General features: G+C 68.7%; 13 protein-coding genes and 1 pseudogene. 7 read left to right on the forward strand and 7 right to left on the reverse strand.

Translation table 11 applies throughout. From position 1 onward, the window contains the following. Positions 1-782 precede the first annotated feature (782 nt). A complete protein-coding gene (locus W5W_RS15190; protein ID WP_017194024.1) occupies positions 783-6,185 on the reverse strand; it encodes an acyl-CoA dehydratase activase-related protein in 5,403 nt (1,800 codons plus the stop codon). Between the two features lie 342 nt (positions 6,186-6,527). Here W5W_RS15190 and W5W_RS16510 point away from each other — a divergent pair. The 4 genes and pseudogenes from W5W_RS16510 to W5W_RS0101285 all read left to right on the forward strand — a co-directional run. Beyond that, a pseudogene (locus tag W5W_RS16510) lies at positions 6,528-6,755 on the forward strand (TetR/AcrR family transcriptional regulator); the annotation flags it as partial. Positions 6,756-6,770: 15 nt separating this feature from the next. After that, a complete protein-coding gene (locus tag W5W_RS16515; RefSeq protein ID WP_017194025.1) occupies positions 6,771-7,205 on the forward strand; it encodes a TetR/AcrR family transcriptional regulator in 435 nt (144 codons plus the stop codon). Positions 7,206-7,571: 366 nt separating this feature from the next. Then, the gene (locus W5W_RS0101280) at positions 7,572-7,916 is read left to right on the forward strand and encodes a hypothetical protein (RefSeq protein WP_008730094.1); all 345 of its coding nucleotides are present in this window, start codon (positions 7,572-7,574) and stop codon (positions 7,914-7,916) included. Positions 7,917-7,970: 54 nt separating this feature from the next. Beyond that, on the forward strand, positions 7,971-8,597 hold the full coding sequence (locus W5W_RS0101285; RefSeq protein WP_008730089.1) for a LytR C-terminal domain-containing protein: 627 nt from the start codon (positions 7,971-7,973) through the stop codon (positions 8,595-8,597). Positions 8,598-8,751: 154 nt separating this feature from the next. On the opposite strand, the gene W5W_RS0101290 is transcribed toward W5W_RS0101285, so the two are convergent. Next, complete coding sequence (locus tag W5W_RS0101290; RefSeq protein WP_008730084.1) at positions 8,752-10,182, reverse strand: uracil-xanthine permease family protein; 1,431 nt, start codon at positions 10,180-10,182, stop codon at positions 8,752-8,754. Positions 10,183-10,374: 192 nt separating this feature from the next. On the opposite strand from W5W_RS0101290, the gene W5W_RS0101295 reads away from it, so the two are divergent. The 3 genes from W5W_RS0101295 to W5W_RS0101310 all read left to right on the forward strand — a co-directional run bounded on the left by W5W_RS0101295 (position 10,375) and on the right by W5W_RS0101310 (position 12,587). Beyond that, complete coding sequence (locus tag W5W_RS0101295) at positions 10,375-10,707, forward strand: DUF4190 domain-containing protein (RefSeq protein WP_008730086.1); 333 nt, start codon at positions 10,375-10,377, stop codon at positions 10,705-10,707. A gap of 107 nt (positions 10,708-10,814) precedes the next feature. Continuing rightward, positions 10,815-11,552 carry a glutamine amidotransferase-related protein gene (locus W5W_RS0101300; protein WP_008730104.1) on the forward strand — a complete coding sequence of 246 codons (738 nt, stop codon included), beginning with the start codon at positions 10,815-10,817 and terminating at the stop codon, positions 11,550-11,552. Positions 11,553-11,738: 186 nt separating this feature from the next. Further along, on the forward strand, positions 11,739-12,587 hold the full coding sequence (locus W5W_RS0101310) for a Sir2 family NAD-dependent protein deacetylase (protein ID WP_017194026.1): 849 nt from the start codon (positions 11,739-11,741) through the stop codon (positions 12,585-12,587). Positions 12,588-12,744: 157 nt separating this feature from the next. Here W5W_RS0101310 and W5W_RS0101315 read toward each other — a convergent pair whose 3' ends face one another. From W5W_RS0101315 to W5W_RS0101335, 5 genes are all read right to left on the reverse strand, one after another. Then, positions 12,745-13,479, reverse strand: a complete 735-nt coding sequence (locus tag W5W_RS0101315) for a glutamine amidotransferase (protein WP_008730095.1) — start codon at positions 13,477-13,479, stop codon at positions 12,745-12,747. A 134-nt stretch (positions 13,480-13,613) separates the two neighbouring features. After that, positions 13,614-14,438, reverse strand: coding sequence for a nucleoside phosphorylase-I family protein (locus W5W_RS0101320; protein WP_017194027.1), 825 nt, complete (start codon positions 14,436-14,438; stop codon positions 13,614-13,616). Between the two features lie 160 nt (positions 14,439-14,598). Next, the gene (locus W5W_RS0101325; RefSeq protein WP_017194028.1) at positions 14,599-15,090 is read right to left on the reverse strand and encodes a hypothetical protein; all 492 of its coding nucleotides are present in this window, start codon (positions 15,088-15,090) and stop codon (positions 14,599-14,601) included. Beyond that, complete coding sequence (locus W5W_RS0101330; RefSeq protein WP_029573997.1) at positions 15,083-15,271, reverse strand: helix-turn-helix transcriptional regulator; 189 nt, start codon at positions 15,269-15,271, stop codon at positions 15,083-15,085. Before W5W_RS0101330 ends, W5W_RS0101325 begins: the two co-directional genes overlap by 8 nt. Positions 15,272-15,403: 132 nt before the next feature. Continuing rightward, a complete protein-coding gene (locus W5W_RS0101335; protein WP_017194030.1) occupies positions 15,404-15,649 on the reverse strand; it encodes a hypothetical protein in 246 nt (81 codons plus the stop codon). Between the last annotated feature and the right edge of the window lie 369 nt (positions 15,650-16,018).

Consider the following 16,018-nt stretch of genomic DNA (forward strand, 5'->3'; position numbering starts at 1 on the left):
TGTGGCCTGCTTACGGTCATTATGGTCTGTCCCTCGCAGACGGGAGCGCGTCGCGCCCCGTGAATCAACTCCTCCGAACTCGTTTGCGGCAAGAAGGCGCGCGCCTGCCCAGACCCAACACATCGGCAACCGGCCTGACCGTACTGGCGAACGCGGTCGCACTGCCCCCATGGCCTCGCGCTCCCGGCCGGCTCTGGATTCGTTTCCGCAGTACCACTACTCCCGGGGCTCCGCGTCGTCATCCGGCGCCGCGCCTCCGGCCGGTTCCGGCCGACCCCACCGCGCCACCGGGAAGCGGTCCATTCGAAGCTTGCGAACACCGAATTGGCGAGAGAATGGTGAGAGTCGCACGCTCAGTCATGCCCTACTTTCGAAGAAACCCCGGAATCAAGCGGAAAAGCGAATCCACTCATCGCCATCGTGAGTCTCCCATGTGCGACTTCGGGTTCCACACACCGCCAACCGGAGGAACCGTGGGCAAGACCGTGCAGGCGCACTCGGGTACCCGAGTACCCGGCATAGTGCGCACTCGTTGACACTCGCAGTTCGCTGAGGTCGGCCCTTTGAGAACCGCTCGGGGATCACATCGGAGGTAGCTCCATCCAATTCGCGTAAGAATGTCAACCTTGATCTCCGAAAGCTGCGCGGACCGATCTCGAGGCGGACTGCGACCGATCTCGAGCCGGAACCGGACCGATCTCGGCGCGGAATACGACCGATCTCGGCGAAAGGACGGGTGCGCCCGCTCGCTCACTAGCCCGCTCGCCCAGCCGCCCACTCGCTCACTTCCTCAGGGCATCGACCCATTCCTGGGCGGCCTCCTGGGCTGCGACATCGGGCGACTGAGGCGTGTTGTCCGGGGCCGGCCCCAGATCGGCCAGGAGCTCACTCATCTCACCCATCGCTGAGCCAGCTGAGTCAGCAGACTCCGCAGAACCAGCTGAACCAGCACGACTACTCGCCTCCTCGGCCTGACTCTCGTGGATCATGTGAGCGGTGGAGATCATGAGCTTGAGGCGGTTGAGCTGGTTGACCTCGCTGGCACCGGGGTCGTAGTCGATGCCGACGATGTTGGCCTGCGGATACTGGCGGCGGATCTCTCGGAACATGCCCTTGCCGACCACATGGTTGGGCAGGCATCCGAAGGGCTGGCAGCACACGATGTTCGGCGCACCGTTCTCAATGAGCTCGATCATCTCCGCGGCCAGCAGCCACCCTTCCCCCGCCTGGTTGCCCAGGCTCAGGATCTTCGAGGCCTTCTGAGCCATGACAGCGCTGGAGGCCTCGACATCGAATATCCGCCCGGCGGCGAGCGCCGCCCGGGCCGGGGCCTGCGCCTGCTCGAGGAACCACACGGCGGCCTTCTTCTTGGTCAGGGAGTCCAACCCAATGCCATAGGTGTCGGCCTCCCACTGAGCGGTCGCCGGACCGTTGACGAAGAAGGCCAGCAGCCCGGGGACGACGGCCTCGCAGCCCTCGGCCTCGATCTGATCGACGACATGGTTGTTGGCATCCGGCTGGAACTTGACCAGGACCTCCCCGACGACACCCACGCGCGGCTTGCGTGGGATATCGCGGCGCGGCAGGGCGGCGAACTCTCGGACCATCTCTCGCAACAGGCGCCGGTAGCCCAGCCGTCCGCCCCAGGTGGCGCTGCGCCCCTTGTGCTCGAAGAACTCCCCGATGATCGCGTTCCAGCGCCCCAGAAGCCGGTTGGCGGCGCCCTCCTCGGCCTCGTAGGGGCGCACGCGCAGCAGACAGGTGTTGAGGGTGTCGCCGATGATGACGCCCTGGACGACCTTGAGCGCCAGGGTCGGGGTGATCTTGAACCCGGGGTTCTCCTCAAGACCCTGCACGGAGACCGCGAGGACGGGGATCTGGGGGTATCCGGCGTCGCGCAGGCCCTTGCGGAGCATGGCGGCGTAGTTGGTGGCGCGGCACATGCCGCCGGTCTGGGAGATGGCGACCACGCAGCGGTCGGGGTCGTGGGTGCCGTCCTCGAAGGCTCCAATGAGCTGGCCGATCACCATAATGGCGGGGAAGCAGGCGTCATTGTTGACGTAGCGCAGGCCCACCTCGAGATCATCCCGGCTGGCCGACTCCAGCAGCTCGACCTTGTAGCCCAGCCGTCGCATGAGCGGCGCGAGCGGGCGGAAGTGGACCGGGCTCATCTGCGGCATGAGGATCGTGTGGGTGGCGCGCATCTCCTCGGTGAACGCCGGGGTGGTAGCGCCGGGCAGCTCGCGCGCCCGCCTCGCCCCGGGCCGACCGCCCCCAGAGCCGGCGCCCTCGGTCTCCGAGCCGGCCGAGGCACCGACGGATGCGGGTTCGGCGCCTTCACAAGCGGAGTTCGACGCCGTCCCGGCGGGCCCGGCCGCGGGGGCGGGCGCCAGACTGGTGTCGATCTCGACCGGCTCGTTCTCCAACGGCCGCGCGGCGGCCTGCGCGTCCGAGCCAACCGGTCCCGCGCCCGAACCCGTGGACCGCGCATCCGAACCGCCCGACTGCCCGGGCCCGGCGGCCGGAGCGGAATCGCGATGACGACGCCGGGCCTCGGAGGCCGCGGACAGGGATCGCAGGCGGATCGTGGCGGCCCCGAGGTTGGAGACCTCATCGATCTTGAGGGTCGTGTAGACGCCTCCGGCGGACTCCAGGATCTCCTGGACCTGGTCGGTGGTCACGGCATCGACGCCGCAGCCGAAGGAGTTGAGCTGGACGAGCTCGAGGTCGTCCGCATCGGTGACGAGCTCGGCGGCCTGGTAGAGGCGGGAGTGGTAGGCCCACTGGTCGCGCACGCGCAGGTGCACGGCGGAGCTCTCGGTGGCGACGCTCGCCTCGGGGCTGGGCAGGTCCTCGGCACGCACGTCCGACCAGTCGGCGGGCGCCTGCGGGTCCTCCTTCTTCCTGCTCAGACCGCGGCGGATGGAGGCGACTGCGCGCGACAGCGCCCCGCCGGCCACCTGGTGCTCGACGCCGTCGTCGGCCTCGACCTCGGGCCGGGCAGGCTCGGGCAGGATCGAGTCCTCCGACAGGACCGCCATGCCCAGGGTGTTGATGACGTCGGGGACCCCGTGGTTGATCTCGGGATCGATGTGGTAGGGCCGCCCGGCCAGGACGATGCCCTTGCGGCCGTGCTCGTGCATCCATTCCAGGGTGCGGCGCCCCTCGGCGCGCACGTCGGCCTTGAAGGCGGCGTCCTCGGCGAAGCCGGCGGCCACCGCCTTGCGGGCCTCGGGCAGGGTGACGTCCCAGTCGGCGAAGACCTCCACGAGCCGCTCGGCGAGCTTGCCCGGATTGGCCAGGTTGAGGAACGGGGACAGCATGCGCACGCCGGCCCCCTCAGCGCCGTCAGCCCCCTCCGCGTCTCCAGTGCCTCCTCGGCCGCCGCGGAGCTGCTCGACGTTGGTGCGGATGACCTCCGGGTAGGTGGCCACGATCGGGCAGTTGAAGTGGTCGTCGGCCCTATCGACGAGTTTGCGCTCGAAGAAGACGCACGGGAACCAGATGGTCTTCACGCCCTTGTCGATGAGGGATTTCACGTGCCCGTGGGCGAGCTTGGCCGGGTAGCACACGTTCTCGCTGGGGATGGAGTCCATTCCCGACTCGAACAGCTCGTGGTTGGAGCGCCCCGAGATCATGACCCGGAATCCCAGCTGGGTGAGGATGGTGAACCACAGGGGGTAGTTCTCGTACATGCCCAGCACTCGCGGAACCCCGATCTCGCCGCGAGTGTCCTGCCCGCGGCGCAGACGCCGGTAGGCGAAGGTGCGCCGGTACTTGTAGTCGTAGAGGTTGGGCATATCGGACTTCTTGGCGCGCCGCTCCTGGGTGGCGCCGCGCTCGCAGCGGTTGCCCGAGACATGCCGCTGGCCGTCGCCGAAGGTGGTGATCGTCAGCTTGCAGTGGTTCTGGCACAGCTTGCACACGGAGGTCTCGGTGGTCAGGCTGAAGCGGGACAGCTCGGCGAGTGTCATGAGCGTGGAGGGCACGCCGTCGTAGGTCTCCCGGGCGGTCAGGGCGGCACCGAGGCAGCCCATGAGACCGGCGACGTCGGGGCGCACCACCTCGCGCCCGGTGAGCAGCTCGAAGGCGCGCAGGACGGCGTCGTTGAGGAAGGTCCCGCCCTGGACGGAGACGTAGTCGCCGAGCTGGTCGGCGTCGCGCAGCTTGATGACCTTGTACAGGGCGTTGCGAACCACCGAGTAGGACAGCCCGGCGCTGATCTCCCCGGGGGTAGCCGACTCCTTCTGGGCCTGTTTGACCGAGGAGTTCATGAACACGGTGCAGCGGGACCCCAGGTCCACCGGGCGCTCGGCGCGCAGGGCCTCCTCGGCGAACTCCTGGACCGTCTGCCCCATGGACTGGGCGAAGGTCTGCAGGAAGGAGCCGCAGCCGGCCGAGCAGGCCTCGTTGACGCTGATGGAGTCGATGGCGCCGCCGCGGATGCGCAGGTACTTCATGTCCTGCCCGCCGATGTCGATGACGGAGGTGACCTCCGGGTTGAGGCGGGCCGCCGCCCGGTAGTGGGCCATGGTCTCCACGACGCCCTCATCGATGTGCAGGGCCGCCTTGACGATGCTCTCGCCGTAGCCGGTGACGCAGGAGCGCACGATGCGCACGTGATCGGGCATCTCCAGGTGGATGCGGCGCAGGATCTCGACGGCGGCGGTGACGGGGTCGCCTTCGTTGCCCGCGTAGTGCTCCCAGGCGATATTGCCCGCCTCGTCCAGGACGACGGCCTTGATGGTGGTGGAGCCGGCGTCGATGCCCAGGAAGCAGTCGACGCGAGGGGCGGCGTCGGCGGATTCAGAGGACTCGGCCGGATCGGGGCCGCCGACGTCCTCCCCGACGGCGTCGGGACCGGTGGTGCCGGTGCCGACGGCGGCCGCGGAGTCCGCTGTGGGATCGCAGTGCGCGCCGTCGGCGGCGCTCTCGACGGCGGAAGCGGGATCGTCGACGTCATAAGGACTCTGCGCGACGGACGCGGCAGGGGGCTCGGGCCAGCCGGTGCGGGGAATGGTGGCGCGGGCGTGGCGCTCGCGGAAGGCGGCGAGCTCGTCGTCGTCGGAGAAGAGCGGCCGCATGCGGGAGGTGGCCAGGCTCAGGGACTTGCGGGTGGCCAGGCGCGTGGAGAGTTCGGCGAGGGTGACCGGCTGGCCGGACGCCATGAGAGCGGCGCCGACGGCGACGTAGAGCTGGGCGTCGCCGGGACAGGTGAAGGAGTCGACCTGGTCGGCCAGGGTGCGCTCGAAGGCGCCGCGCAGCTCGGGCAGGAAATGGAGGGGGCCGCCCAGGAACATGACGTTGCCGCGGATGGGGCGCCCGCAGGCCAGGCCCGCGATGGTCTGGGTGACGACGGCCTGGAGGACAGAGGCGGCCAGGTCGGCGGGCTCGGCGCCCTGGTTGATCAGGGGCTGGAGGTCGGATTTGGCGAAGACGCCGCACCGTGAGGCGATCGGGTAGAGCGTGGTGTGGGCGGCGGCGAGTTCGTTCAGCCCCGGGGCGTCGGTGTGGAGGAGCTGGGCCATCTGGTCGATGAAGGCGCCGGTGCCGCCCGCGCAGGTGCCGTTCATGCGCTGCTCGGGGGTGGGGTGGAGGTAGGTGATCTTGGCGTCCTCGCCGCCGAGCTCGATGATGACGTCGGCCTCGGGGTTCTTGGCCTGGACGGTGCGGGTCTCGGCGATGACCTCCTGGACGAAGGGCAGGCCCATGAGGGTGGCCAGACTCAGGCCCGCACTGCCGGTGACGGCGCCGCGCACGGTTGCGTTCGGGAAGCGCTCGGCGGCCTCCGCGAGGAGGCGGGTGACCTCGCCGCGCACGTCGGCATTGTGACGGCGGTACTCCGCGAACAGGGGCGCCGGGGCGGCGTCGGAGCCACCGGAGACACCGGCTGGGGCGGGCACGGCGCTGGGCTCAGGCAGGAGCGCCGCCTGCGGCGCGACGGGCGCGGGCACGGCGCATGAGTCAGGCAGGAGCGCCGCCTGCGGCGCGACGGGCGCGGGCACGGCGCATGAGTCAGGCAGGAGCACGAGCTTGACCGTGGTGGACCCGACGTCGAGGCCCAGGGACACCGGTTGGGCACCGGCTGGGGCGGGCACGGCGCAAGACTCAGCCGGGGCGGGCACGGCGCGAGAGTCAACCAGGGCCGGGCCGGAGGCGCTGACGGAATTGCTGGTAGAACTCATCGTTCGTCCTCTTTGACTGCGCACGGGCGTCATTGCATGTGGCGGGACCGTATCGACAGCATCCTCCGGAGTTCAACGGTGTTGAAATGTCACTCCCCCTGGGCATTAAGTCCCACTTACTTTCCGTTGATATCGGAGCGTTATGACCAATGACCACATTTTCGAACGACAGCATTCCTCGACAGCGTTGAATAGCGCGCAAGCAATGTAACGAAAATATCGGTGTTTCGAAGGCAGTCATCCCGCCGCAGATCGCCCTATCCTCAGCGATTCCCGGCCAGTGCCGCGGACTCGACGCGGGATTCAAAGCCGCCCGCACGGGCCTCGGCATAGCCTCACCCCATGAGAAGCAGCGCCACAGGAGCCGCGCAGTCGGGCCAAACCGCCCCGCGCCGTCGAGGCCCCCGCCAACCGGGCACGGGCTCTGAATCCACGCGTCAGGCGATTCTCGACGCCGCCCGCGCCTCATTTCTCGCAAATGGCTTCGCCCGTACGACGATACGTAGCGTCGCCCGCACGGCCGGAGTTGATCCAGCTCTCGTTTCCTATTATTTCGGTACCAAGGGAGATCTCTTCGGAGCTTCCATGAACCTGCAGGTGAGAGCCAGCGAGGAGATCGCGAAGATCGTCTCCGACGACATTCGCACCGCCGGCCCGAGGCTGGTGCGCCTGGCGATGACTGCCTGGGACGACTCCGAGGGCGGAGCGACCTTTCATGCCCTCCTGCGCTGGATCGCCACCGACGACTCGGCACCGGAGGCCGTGCAGGCCTACGCCACCGAGCAGATCTCCGAGCCCATCACCCAGGCGCTCGCGCAGGCCGGCGTCTCGGTCCCGCACGCTCGTGAGCGCGCCACCCTGGTCGGCTCCCAGGTCGTCGGGCTGGCCATGGTCCGTTACCTCTTGCGCCTCGAGCCGCTGGCGAGCGCGAGCGTCGACCATCTCGTCGAGGTCATGGGCCCCATCGTCCAGCACTACCTGACGGAACCGCTCACCCCACCCCAGACCCGGAACCGTTGACTCAGTGCCCGCCCGCTAACCGCACCCACTCACTGCCCGCGCCCAACTGCCCGCGCCCATTGCCCGCTCACTGCCCACTCACCGCCCGCACACTGTCCGGGCCCACACGGCGGCGCCGTCCAAGCCTCATGGAACCCCGGCGTCGAGGTCGACTTTTTCGAACGAGATCGACGGTGGCACCGTCGATCTCGTTCGAAAAAGTCGACCTCGAGGCAAGTGAGGCGGGGCAACGCCGGGTGACGCGGAGCAACGGGGCAACGGCAGGCAAGGCAGGGTGACCAGTAGTGCACCGGTAGTGACAAGACGCTCGTCAAGACGCGCCGTCACCGGCCGCGACTGGAACGGCAGGGCCGCTACCATGGGCGCGTGATCTTCAAGGCAGTCCGCGAGCGAGCGCCCTACCCCGAGCATGAGCTCGTGGAGCAGCGCAACTGGACCGAGATCCCCCCGCGCCAGGTCCGTCTCGATCAGCTCACCACCACCCGGGCGACGCTGGACCTGCGCAATCTGCTCGATGACGACTCGACCTTCTACGGCGACCTGTTCGCGCACGTCGTCTCCTGGCACGGCGAGCTCTTCCTCGAGACGGGGCTGCACCGAGCACTGCGCGCCGCCCTCCAGGGACGGACCACGATCCACGCCCGGGTTCTCGAGGTCGACGACGGCGGCCGACCGACGGCCCCTCCCCCGCCTCCGCCTCCAGGGGCCTAATACCAGAGCGGATACCAGAGGCCCGAAGTCTGCTCGTCCATTACTCTGGGGCGCGTGAGCAGCACCGCAGACCCCCGCGCCGAGTACCGACGTCGCCTCAGGCACCGTCAGACCACCATCATCGGTGGGATGGCCACGGGCCTGGCATTCCTGGTGATCATCTGCCTTCTGATATGGGCCAACATTCTCCCCGTCCCCTACGACCCCGGTTTCTCCTCGGAGAAGGACGACAAGGAGAAACTCGTCCAGCCCTGCCCGCTGGCAGAGGCCAAGACGACGGACGTGTCGTCCATTCCCGTCAACGTCTACAACGGCTCAGACCAAATGGGACTGGCCACCGGGGTCGCGGACGTGCTGAGCGACTCGGGGCTCACCGTGGCCAACACCACTGACTGGCCCAAAGGCGAGTACGACGGCGAGATCCAGCTGACCACCTCGCAGGCGGGGCTGGCCAACGCCTACACCCTGTCCAGGGTGTTCACGGGCGACACCGTCGTCCAGATCGATGAGACGCAGGACCCGAGCGACCTCACCGTGAGCGTCGTCCTCGGCAACGATTTCAAGAACGAGATGCTCTCCGCGGCCGAGGTCGCCCAGATCAAGCCCGGCGACCCCATCACCGCCCCCTCCCCCTGCGCACAGGTGACCTCCGCCCCATCGGCCGCGGCCACCGACGGCTGAGCCCGCGCCCTGCGCGCCCTGCGCCCTACGTCGAGATCGACATTCTCGAACGAGATCGACGGTGACACCGTCGTCTTCGTTCGAGAATGTCGATCTCGTCCTGCTTCGCCCTAGCCCGCCTCCCCGCCTGCGGAGCCGCGCACAGCACGCAGTCTCAGGACCCGTGCTTGGAATGGCGCGTGGCGTAGGCCGGCCCCTCGAGCTCGGTGCCCGCCGGCGCCGAGGCCGGGGATGCCTGCTCCAGATTGGTGCCGCGCGCCTTGGAGACCCAGCGCATCGCGTGGTAGATCGCGATCGCCGACACCGACCCCAGGGCGATGCCCGAGAAGGTCATCTCGCCCCACTGCCAGGTGTAGTCGGCAATGGCCACCACCATGGCCACGGCCGCGGTGTTGAGGTTGACGGGGTCGGAGAAGTCCACGCGGTTCTGCACCCAGATGCGCACGCCGAGCATGCCGATCATGCCGTAGAGGATGGTGGCCGCCCCGCCGAGCACACCGGCGGGAATGGTGGCGATGATCTGGCCGAACTTCGGCAGCAGGGACAGCCCCAGCGCGGTCAGGGCGGCGACGACGTAGGCGGCCGTGGAGTAGACGCGCGTGGCGGCCATGACGCCGATGTTCTCGGCATAGGTGGTGGTGCCAGAGCCGCCGCCCGTACCGGCGAGCATGGTGGACAGGCCATCGGCCAGCAGCGCGCGACCGGTGACGTCGTCGAGATTCTCCCCGGTCATGGCGGACACGGACTTGACGTGCCCGATGTTCTCGGCCACCAGCACGAGGACCACCGGCACGAACAGGCCCAGCAGGGTCACGTCGAAGGCGGGCGCACGGAAGGCCGGCGCCCCCACCCAACCGGCGTGCGAGATCGCGGAGAAGTCGACCTCGCCGCGCAGACAGGCGGTGACATAGCCGATGAGCACGCCGAGCAGAATCGCCAGGCGGCCGATGATGCCCTTGAACAGAACGGTGATCAGCAGGATCGACACGATCGTGACCAGCGCGGTCACGGGCGCGGACTTGACGTTGTTCCAGGCGCTGGGCGCCAGGTTGAAGCCGATGAGCGACACGATCGCACCGGTGACGATCGGCGGCATGAGCCGGTCGATCCACCCGGCCCCGGCGATGTGGACGACGGCGCCCACCAGCGCCAGCGCCGCACCGGCGGCAATGACACCGCCCTGGGCCAGGGACGCCTTGTGGGCGTCGATCGGGCCGCCTCCGCCCGCCACATAGCCGGTCACCGCGCCGATCGGGGCGATCAGGGCGAAGGAGGAGCCCAGGTAGCTGGGCAGGCGCCCGCTCGTGATTCCCAGGAACAGGAGGGTGCCGAGGCCGGTGAAGAACAGGGTCGTGGAAGGGTCGAAGCCGGTCAGCAGAGGCACGAGGAAGGTCGCCCCGAACATGGCGACGACGTGCTGAACGCCGATGCCGACGGTACGGGGCCAGGTCAGTCGTTCACCGGGGGCGACGACTTCACCGGGCGCGATGGACCTGCCGTCACCGTGGATGCGCCAAAGATGCCAGGGGCTCCGGAGGCGGGAGAGGCCTGAAGGGGATGAGGGCGCTGAAGACTCTGAAGGCACTGCAGACTCCTGTCGCGGGAGAAGGACGGGGCGGCGCAACCGCCTCGAGAGGACGATGTCGCACGCGACAGGGACTGATGACGCCGACGGCGTCGAGCCCGTGAACCTGACAGAACCCTGCCAGATCTCCAGCATAGACGGCCCCCGCCCCGGATGTCGCATCGTCGCCCGCACCCGGGCATGATGGGACGTATGAGTCAGGAGCAGCCCACCGACCCGACCCGACTCGTGCCGGAGGGTTTCGTCTTCCCCGGCACCGAGATGCTTGATCCTCACGAGGTCTTCGCCGGCCCCGGCTACCAGGCCCCGCAGCAGCGGACCGATCCGGTGGCCGCCATCGTCCTCGTGCTGACTCTGCTCAGCCCGTTCCCCGGTTTCGGCGCGACCGCGGCGATCATGGGCTGGTGGGCGTTGCGCCGGCTGCGGAGGAGCTATGCCGGCGGGCACGGGCAGGCGTGGCTCGGCGTCATCGTCGGCTCGGCGACGACCGTGATGTGGCTGTGGATCTGGTGGCTGGCCTCCTGAGCCGTGCTCACGGATCACGGGACCCGGGCACCGAACCGGGCGCGGGTTCTGACACGGTTCTTGAGATGTTTCTGAGAGGTGACCCCCGTACCCCCTAGGCTGACGGGATGAAGCCCTTCATCATGGTGTCGACGCGCCCCGAGTTCGAGGCGGCGCAGAATGAGTACGAGTCCTTCCTGTCCCAGAGCGGTCTGCCCCGTGAGGATCTTCACCACGTGCTCCTGGAGGAGGTCGATTTCCTCGACGCCTTCACGGCCGGTGACGTCTCCGGCGTCCTCATCGGGGGAAGCCCCTACGACGTCTCCACGCCGGAGGGCTCCAAGACCCGTTCCCAGATGCACGTCGAGGAGCAGGTGCGCGAGCTGCTGGCGGTGGCGCTCAAGGAGGGCGTGCCGGTGCTCGCCACGGGCTTCGGACTGGAGGTCCTGGCCGGCTATCTCGGCACCTCCACCTCCCGGGAGTTCGGCGAGGAGCTCGGCGCCACGGAGATCTTCGTGACCGCGGACGGGCGGGCGGACCCGCTCCTGGCCGACCTGCCGCAGGCATTCACGGCGCTGGTCGGCCACCATGAGGGCGTCGGCGAGGTGCCGGCCCACTCGACCCTGCTGGCCTCGTCGCCCGACTGCCCCGTCCAGATGATCCGGGTGGGCGCCTCGGTGTACGGCTCCCAGTTCAACCCGGAGCTCGACGCCGAGCGCTTCGCCCAGCGGGTGTCGGCCTACTCCGACGCCGGCTACGGCGACCCCGGCCTGGTGGAGACCATCGTGTCCGAGGCGAGCAGCACCTCGGAGCATATGGCCGGTCGCGTGATCCGCAATTTCGTGACTCATTTCTCCCACGACTGAGATCGGGAGGGCCGTCGGCCACGCGCGCCAAGCCCTGTCCGGCCTGCCGCCTCCCCTCTCCCGTCGAGGTCGACTTTTTCGAACGAGGTTGGCGGTGGCACCGTCGATCTCGTTCGAAAAAGTCGACCTCGACGCATGGGGGCTCAAGGCTGGCCGACGGCGGAGGCACGGTGTAGACCAGGCTCCATGAGCGATCCGATCAGTGCTGCGGATATCACGGAGGCCGTGAACGCGGCCGCCGCCCTCATGGCGGGACGGCGCACCCTGGCCGTGACCGGCGCGGGAATCTCCACCGACGCCGGCATCCCTGACTACCGGGGCATGGGGACGACGCCGGTCGAGCCGGTCGACTACGAGCAGTTCGTCACCGATCCGGTGTGGTACCGGTGGTTATGGGCGCGCAACCACGCCACCTGGCGGCTGCTCGATCCCTTGGAGCCGACGCCGGGGCATGCGGCCCTGGCCCGCCTGGAGGAGGCGGGACTGGTGACGGGCGTCGCCACCCAGAACGTGGACCGGCTGCACTCCCGGGCCGATCAGCGCACCGTGTGGGAACTGCATGGCGCCTACGACCGGGTCGTGTGTCTGACCTGCGGGCGAATCGTCTCCCGCGCCGAGGTGGATGCCCGGCTGACGGTGCTCAACCCCGACTATCCGCGTGAGACCGATCCGGCACGGGTGGCGATCACTCCGGAGGCGGACAGGGACGCGGCGCGGGCCTGCGACTTCGAGCCGGTGACGTGCGAGGCGTGCGGCGGTCTGCTCAAGCCGGACATCGTCTTCTTCGGCGAGGGGCTGCCCGCCGCCATGAGCGAGGCCATGGACGCCGCCGGCCATTGCGACGTCGTCCTGGTGGCGGGCACGAGCCTGGCGGTACTCACCGGGCTGTGGATCGTGCGCCAGGCCATAGCTCACGGCGCCGAGCTCGTGGTCATCAACCGCGGGCCGACCGCCGTGGACGAGATGGCCGACGTGCGCGTGCAGGGCGGAACGAGTCAGGTGCTCGAACCACTCGCCAATGCCCTGGGAGCCTGACCCGGGCGCGGGGCCGAGCACGCGTCCGGGTGCACCCAGGTGCGCCCGCCCCCGTCCCCCGTCGAGATCGACTTTTTCGAATGAGGGCGACGGTGGCACCATCGATCTCGTTCGAAAAAGTCGATCTCGACGCAAGGGCAGCTCAGTCCCGGGCGGCTCAATCGCGAGCGTAGTGCTCGGCGAAGTTGCGCAGCACAGCCCAGGACTGACTCACATCCTGGGCGCGGGTCCAGGCCTGAACGGCGGGCAGCTCGTCGGGGTCGAAGTACCCGTGATCGGCGTAGAAGGCCTGGCGGTGCGCGAAGGCCTCGCCATCGAGCTCGGGGTGGAACTGCGTGGCGTAGAGATTGGTCCTCATGCGGAGCATCTGAACCGGGCAGGGCTGAGAGGTCGCCAGCACGACGGCGCCGGGAGGAGGCGTGAAGATGGCGTCGTTGTGGGCGACGAACGCCTGAAAGGTGGGCGTGATGCCGGCGCACAGCGGGTCGGCCAGACCAGCGGCGGTCAAGGTGATCTCGGGAGCGCCGACCTCCTCGGCATAGGTGGCGTCGATGACGGCGCCCTGATGCCGGGCGAGGGTGCCGATGCCGTAGCAGGCCCCGAGGAAGGGGAAGTCAGCAGCGACAACGCGGTCGAGCAGGGCGGTGAACTCGGCCTCAACACGTCGCTGAGTATCGGATTTCACATCTTCGGGGGTGGATGTGTTGAAGGGAGATCCCCCCACCATGATGCCGGAGTACGCATCCATGTCGATGTCGGGCATGGGTTCTGACTCGAGGCGGACGCGGCACAGGTCGCGCTCCCGCAGGCCGGTACGGATGAGGAAGGCTTCGTACTCGGCATCCGCCGGGGCGTCGTCGGCTCGGGTGGCGAGCAGGATGAAGGGCTTCACGAGCGCACTTTAGCGGCAGCGGAGCTGGAGGGCAGAAGAGTCCCGATGGGCGGGCAGCGCGACAGCACCGCGAAGGAGGCGGACTCGGGGCGGCCTGGGCCCTCGAGCTCCCGAAGCCCTCGAGCTCCCGAAGCTCAGCCGAGGGCGGTCAGGATCGCCTCGACGGCGGCACGGACCACGTCGGGCGCCGGCCGACGGGTGAAGCCGTCCGCGCTGTGGGCGCCCACCCGGTGCTCCGCGGCACCCCGCCCGGTGGTGGCCGACGGATCGGCGGCGGCATCGACGTAGGCCAGCCCGGCGACCCGGACGCCCCGGGAGGCCAGCGCCATGGCTTCGGCAATGGAATCGGTGACGACGCCATCGGCGCCGAGCGCGGCGAGGACGCGGGCCTCCGCCCGAGTGGGGCGCACCGGTCCCGGGACGAGAGCCAGCAAGCCGGGCTCGCGCACGCCGTCGAGCGTGGCCAGACGCGCGGTGAGGTCTTCGTCCCACGCGGCCTCGACGACGCCGCGAGCGGGGAACAACGGGGTGCCGGCGAAGTTGAGGTGGTCGCCGATGGGGAGGAAGTCTTTGAACTCGGCTCCGCCAACACTGGTCGCACGCGTGACGAGCAGGGCCGCGCGCACGCGGGCCGCGGCGGTACGGGCGAAGGCCGTGGTACTGCGGACGGGTTGGCCCTCGAACAGATTGGTGCGACCGCGGGCGATGAGGACGCCGAAACCATCATGCTCGTAGGACTGAAGGGCGTCCTCCTGCCCATCGAGCTCGGGTGCGGACACGCCGGGGAGAAAGGACAGGCGCACGCTGGAGGCGGGGCGCCCCCACGCCTCGCGGAGCTCGGTGAGGAAGAAGGGCTCGGCTATCACGAGGAGGTCATGCTGCGGACGACCGGTCGCCAGGAGAATCGAGGCCCCGTCGGGATCATCATCCCAGGGCGCGGTTGCAGGTTCCGGGGTCACGCATTCTCCCTCTTAGTCGCGGGCATTCCGATAGGCAGCCTACCGGTCTCCCTCGCCAGAGGGTGTTTCTCCCAGGAAAAGAAGAGGGGAGCACCATCCGATCGTCTTCTCGACCCTCTCAGCCCACCATCCGCTCAGCGGTCACTCATCGGCCGTGCGATCACATAGTCCGGTCGTAGTAGAAACGGGCCGTTCCGGCAACGACCGAGTACGCGAAGGCTGCCACTTTGACGAACAAGGATATCGGAAGCGATGTGAAAGATACCACGAAAAGAATGAGCATGATCGGCAAGGCCGTCCTGCCGGCGACCACCCACATCTTCTGCTTGACCGCCCTGTCCCGCTCGTCCCACACGCCGTCCATCTCGCGGCTGAACATGGTGTCGTGGCCGCGACGCCCCCTCACGAGCAGGAGGATCAGCACGATCGCCGCAGCGAGAATGCCGATGGCTCCGCCGAGCGCGGCGGACCGGACCTGATCGTCGGCGAGTCGCGGTCGGAGAATGAGAAGCGCTGCCGCGCCGACGACGCAGGCAACGAGATACACGCGCTCCCAGAAAGCCCTGCGACGCCGCCTGCGCTCAGCAGGAGACGCGGAGGCCGGAGCCGTGGCCGGGGGGCGACCCTCCGGTATCTCAGACATCTCAGGCATGGAAGATCTCCTCGACGGCGCGCCCGAATAAGCGCGCAATGGCGATGGCGAGCGGTAATGAGGGATCGTACTTCCCCTTCTCGATGGAGTTGACGCTCTGGCGCGAGACACCGAGAGCCTTGCCCAACTGCGCCTGAGTGAGACCCTTCTCCTCACGCAGCGCGCGCACGTCATTCTCCACGCCGGCCTCCTTCACCGCTGGGACCGATCGTAGCGAAGACGGCACAGGACGAGCGCAGCACCGGCGACGAGGAGACCGGCGGCCGCCACGATGCTCCATCGCCCCGGGAAGGGCGCCGCGGACGCGCATGACTCAGTCCTCGGCCGGCCAGTTGGCGGAGTGGACGGCCGCGGAGCGCCGGGCGCGGGAGAGCGAGCTCCTCACGACGTCGATCATGGCGACGGCGAATCCGACGATGACCAGGCCCGTGGCCAGGCCCATGAGGAAGTAGTGATCGAGCAGGGCGCCGATGAGCAGAGCGATCAGGCCGACGCCGAGGATGACGGCGGCGATCCTGGCGGACAGGGACATCTCGCGAATGGCGGCGAAGGACTTCATGACTGTTCTCCTAACTCCTGTGGGCCGCGCCGCGGGATCGAGGCCCGTCGACACGTGTCGCGTTTCCTTGACATGAAAAGTGTGCTTGACATCGACGAGCTTGTCAAGCTTGCTTGGCAGCGAGGCGGGTCGAGCTCTCGCCGGGCCGCCGGCGAGCCGCCAGCGAGCCATCCCCTCGCTCCCCGCTCCGTCGTCTCCTTCACCGAGATCGGTTCGGTTCCGGCTCGAGTTCGGTTGGTGTGTCGTGGTTGTGTGGTGAGGTGGTGCGCGAGGGGGTTTGTGGTGGGTGGTGGCTGGCGGTCGGGCGTGTTGTGCGGTTTGTGGTTGGTCGTGGTGGGTGATGGGTCGGGTGGGGCCTGGTGCGGTGGG

It is taken from the genome of Actinomyces massiliensis 4401292, from assembly GCF_000269805.1.
GTDB classification, from domain to species: Bacteria; Actinomycetota; Actinomycetes; order Actinomycetales; family Actinomycetaceae; genus Actinomyces; species Actinomyces massiliensis.

Excerpts from the sequence above, each read along its gene's own strand:
- W5W_RS15190 (WP_017194024.1), bottom strand. The coding sequence starts at position 6,185 with ATGAGTTCTACCAGCAATTCCGTCAGCGCCTCCGGCCCGGCCCTGGTT.
- W5W_RS0101325 (WP_017194028.1), bottom strand. The coding sequence starts at position 15,090 with ATGCCTGAGATGTCTGAGATACCGGAGGGTCGCCCCCCGGCCACGGCT.
- W5W_RS0101300 (WP_008730104.1), top strand. The coding sequence starts at position 10,815 with ATGAAGCCCTTCATCATGGTGTCGACGCGCCCCGAGTTCGAGGCGGCG.
- W5W_RS0101335 (WP_017194030.1), bottom strand. The coding sequence starts at position 15,649 with ATGAAGTCCTTCGCCGCCATTCGCGAGATGTCCCTGTCCGCCAGGATC.
- W5W_RS16515 (WP_017194025.1), top strand. The coding sequence starts at position 6,771 with ATGAACCTGCAGGTGAGAGCCAGCGAGGAGATCGCGAAGATCGTCTCC.
- W5W_RS0101295 (WP_008730086.1), top strand. The coding sequence starts at position 10,375 with ATGAGTCAGGAGCAGCCCACCGACCCGACCCGACTCGTGCCGGAGGGT.
- W5W_RS0101310 (WP_017194026.1), top strand. The coding sequence starts at position 11,739 with ATGAGCGATCCGATCAGTGCTGCGGATATCACGGAGGCCGTGAACGCG.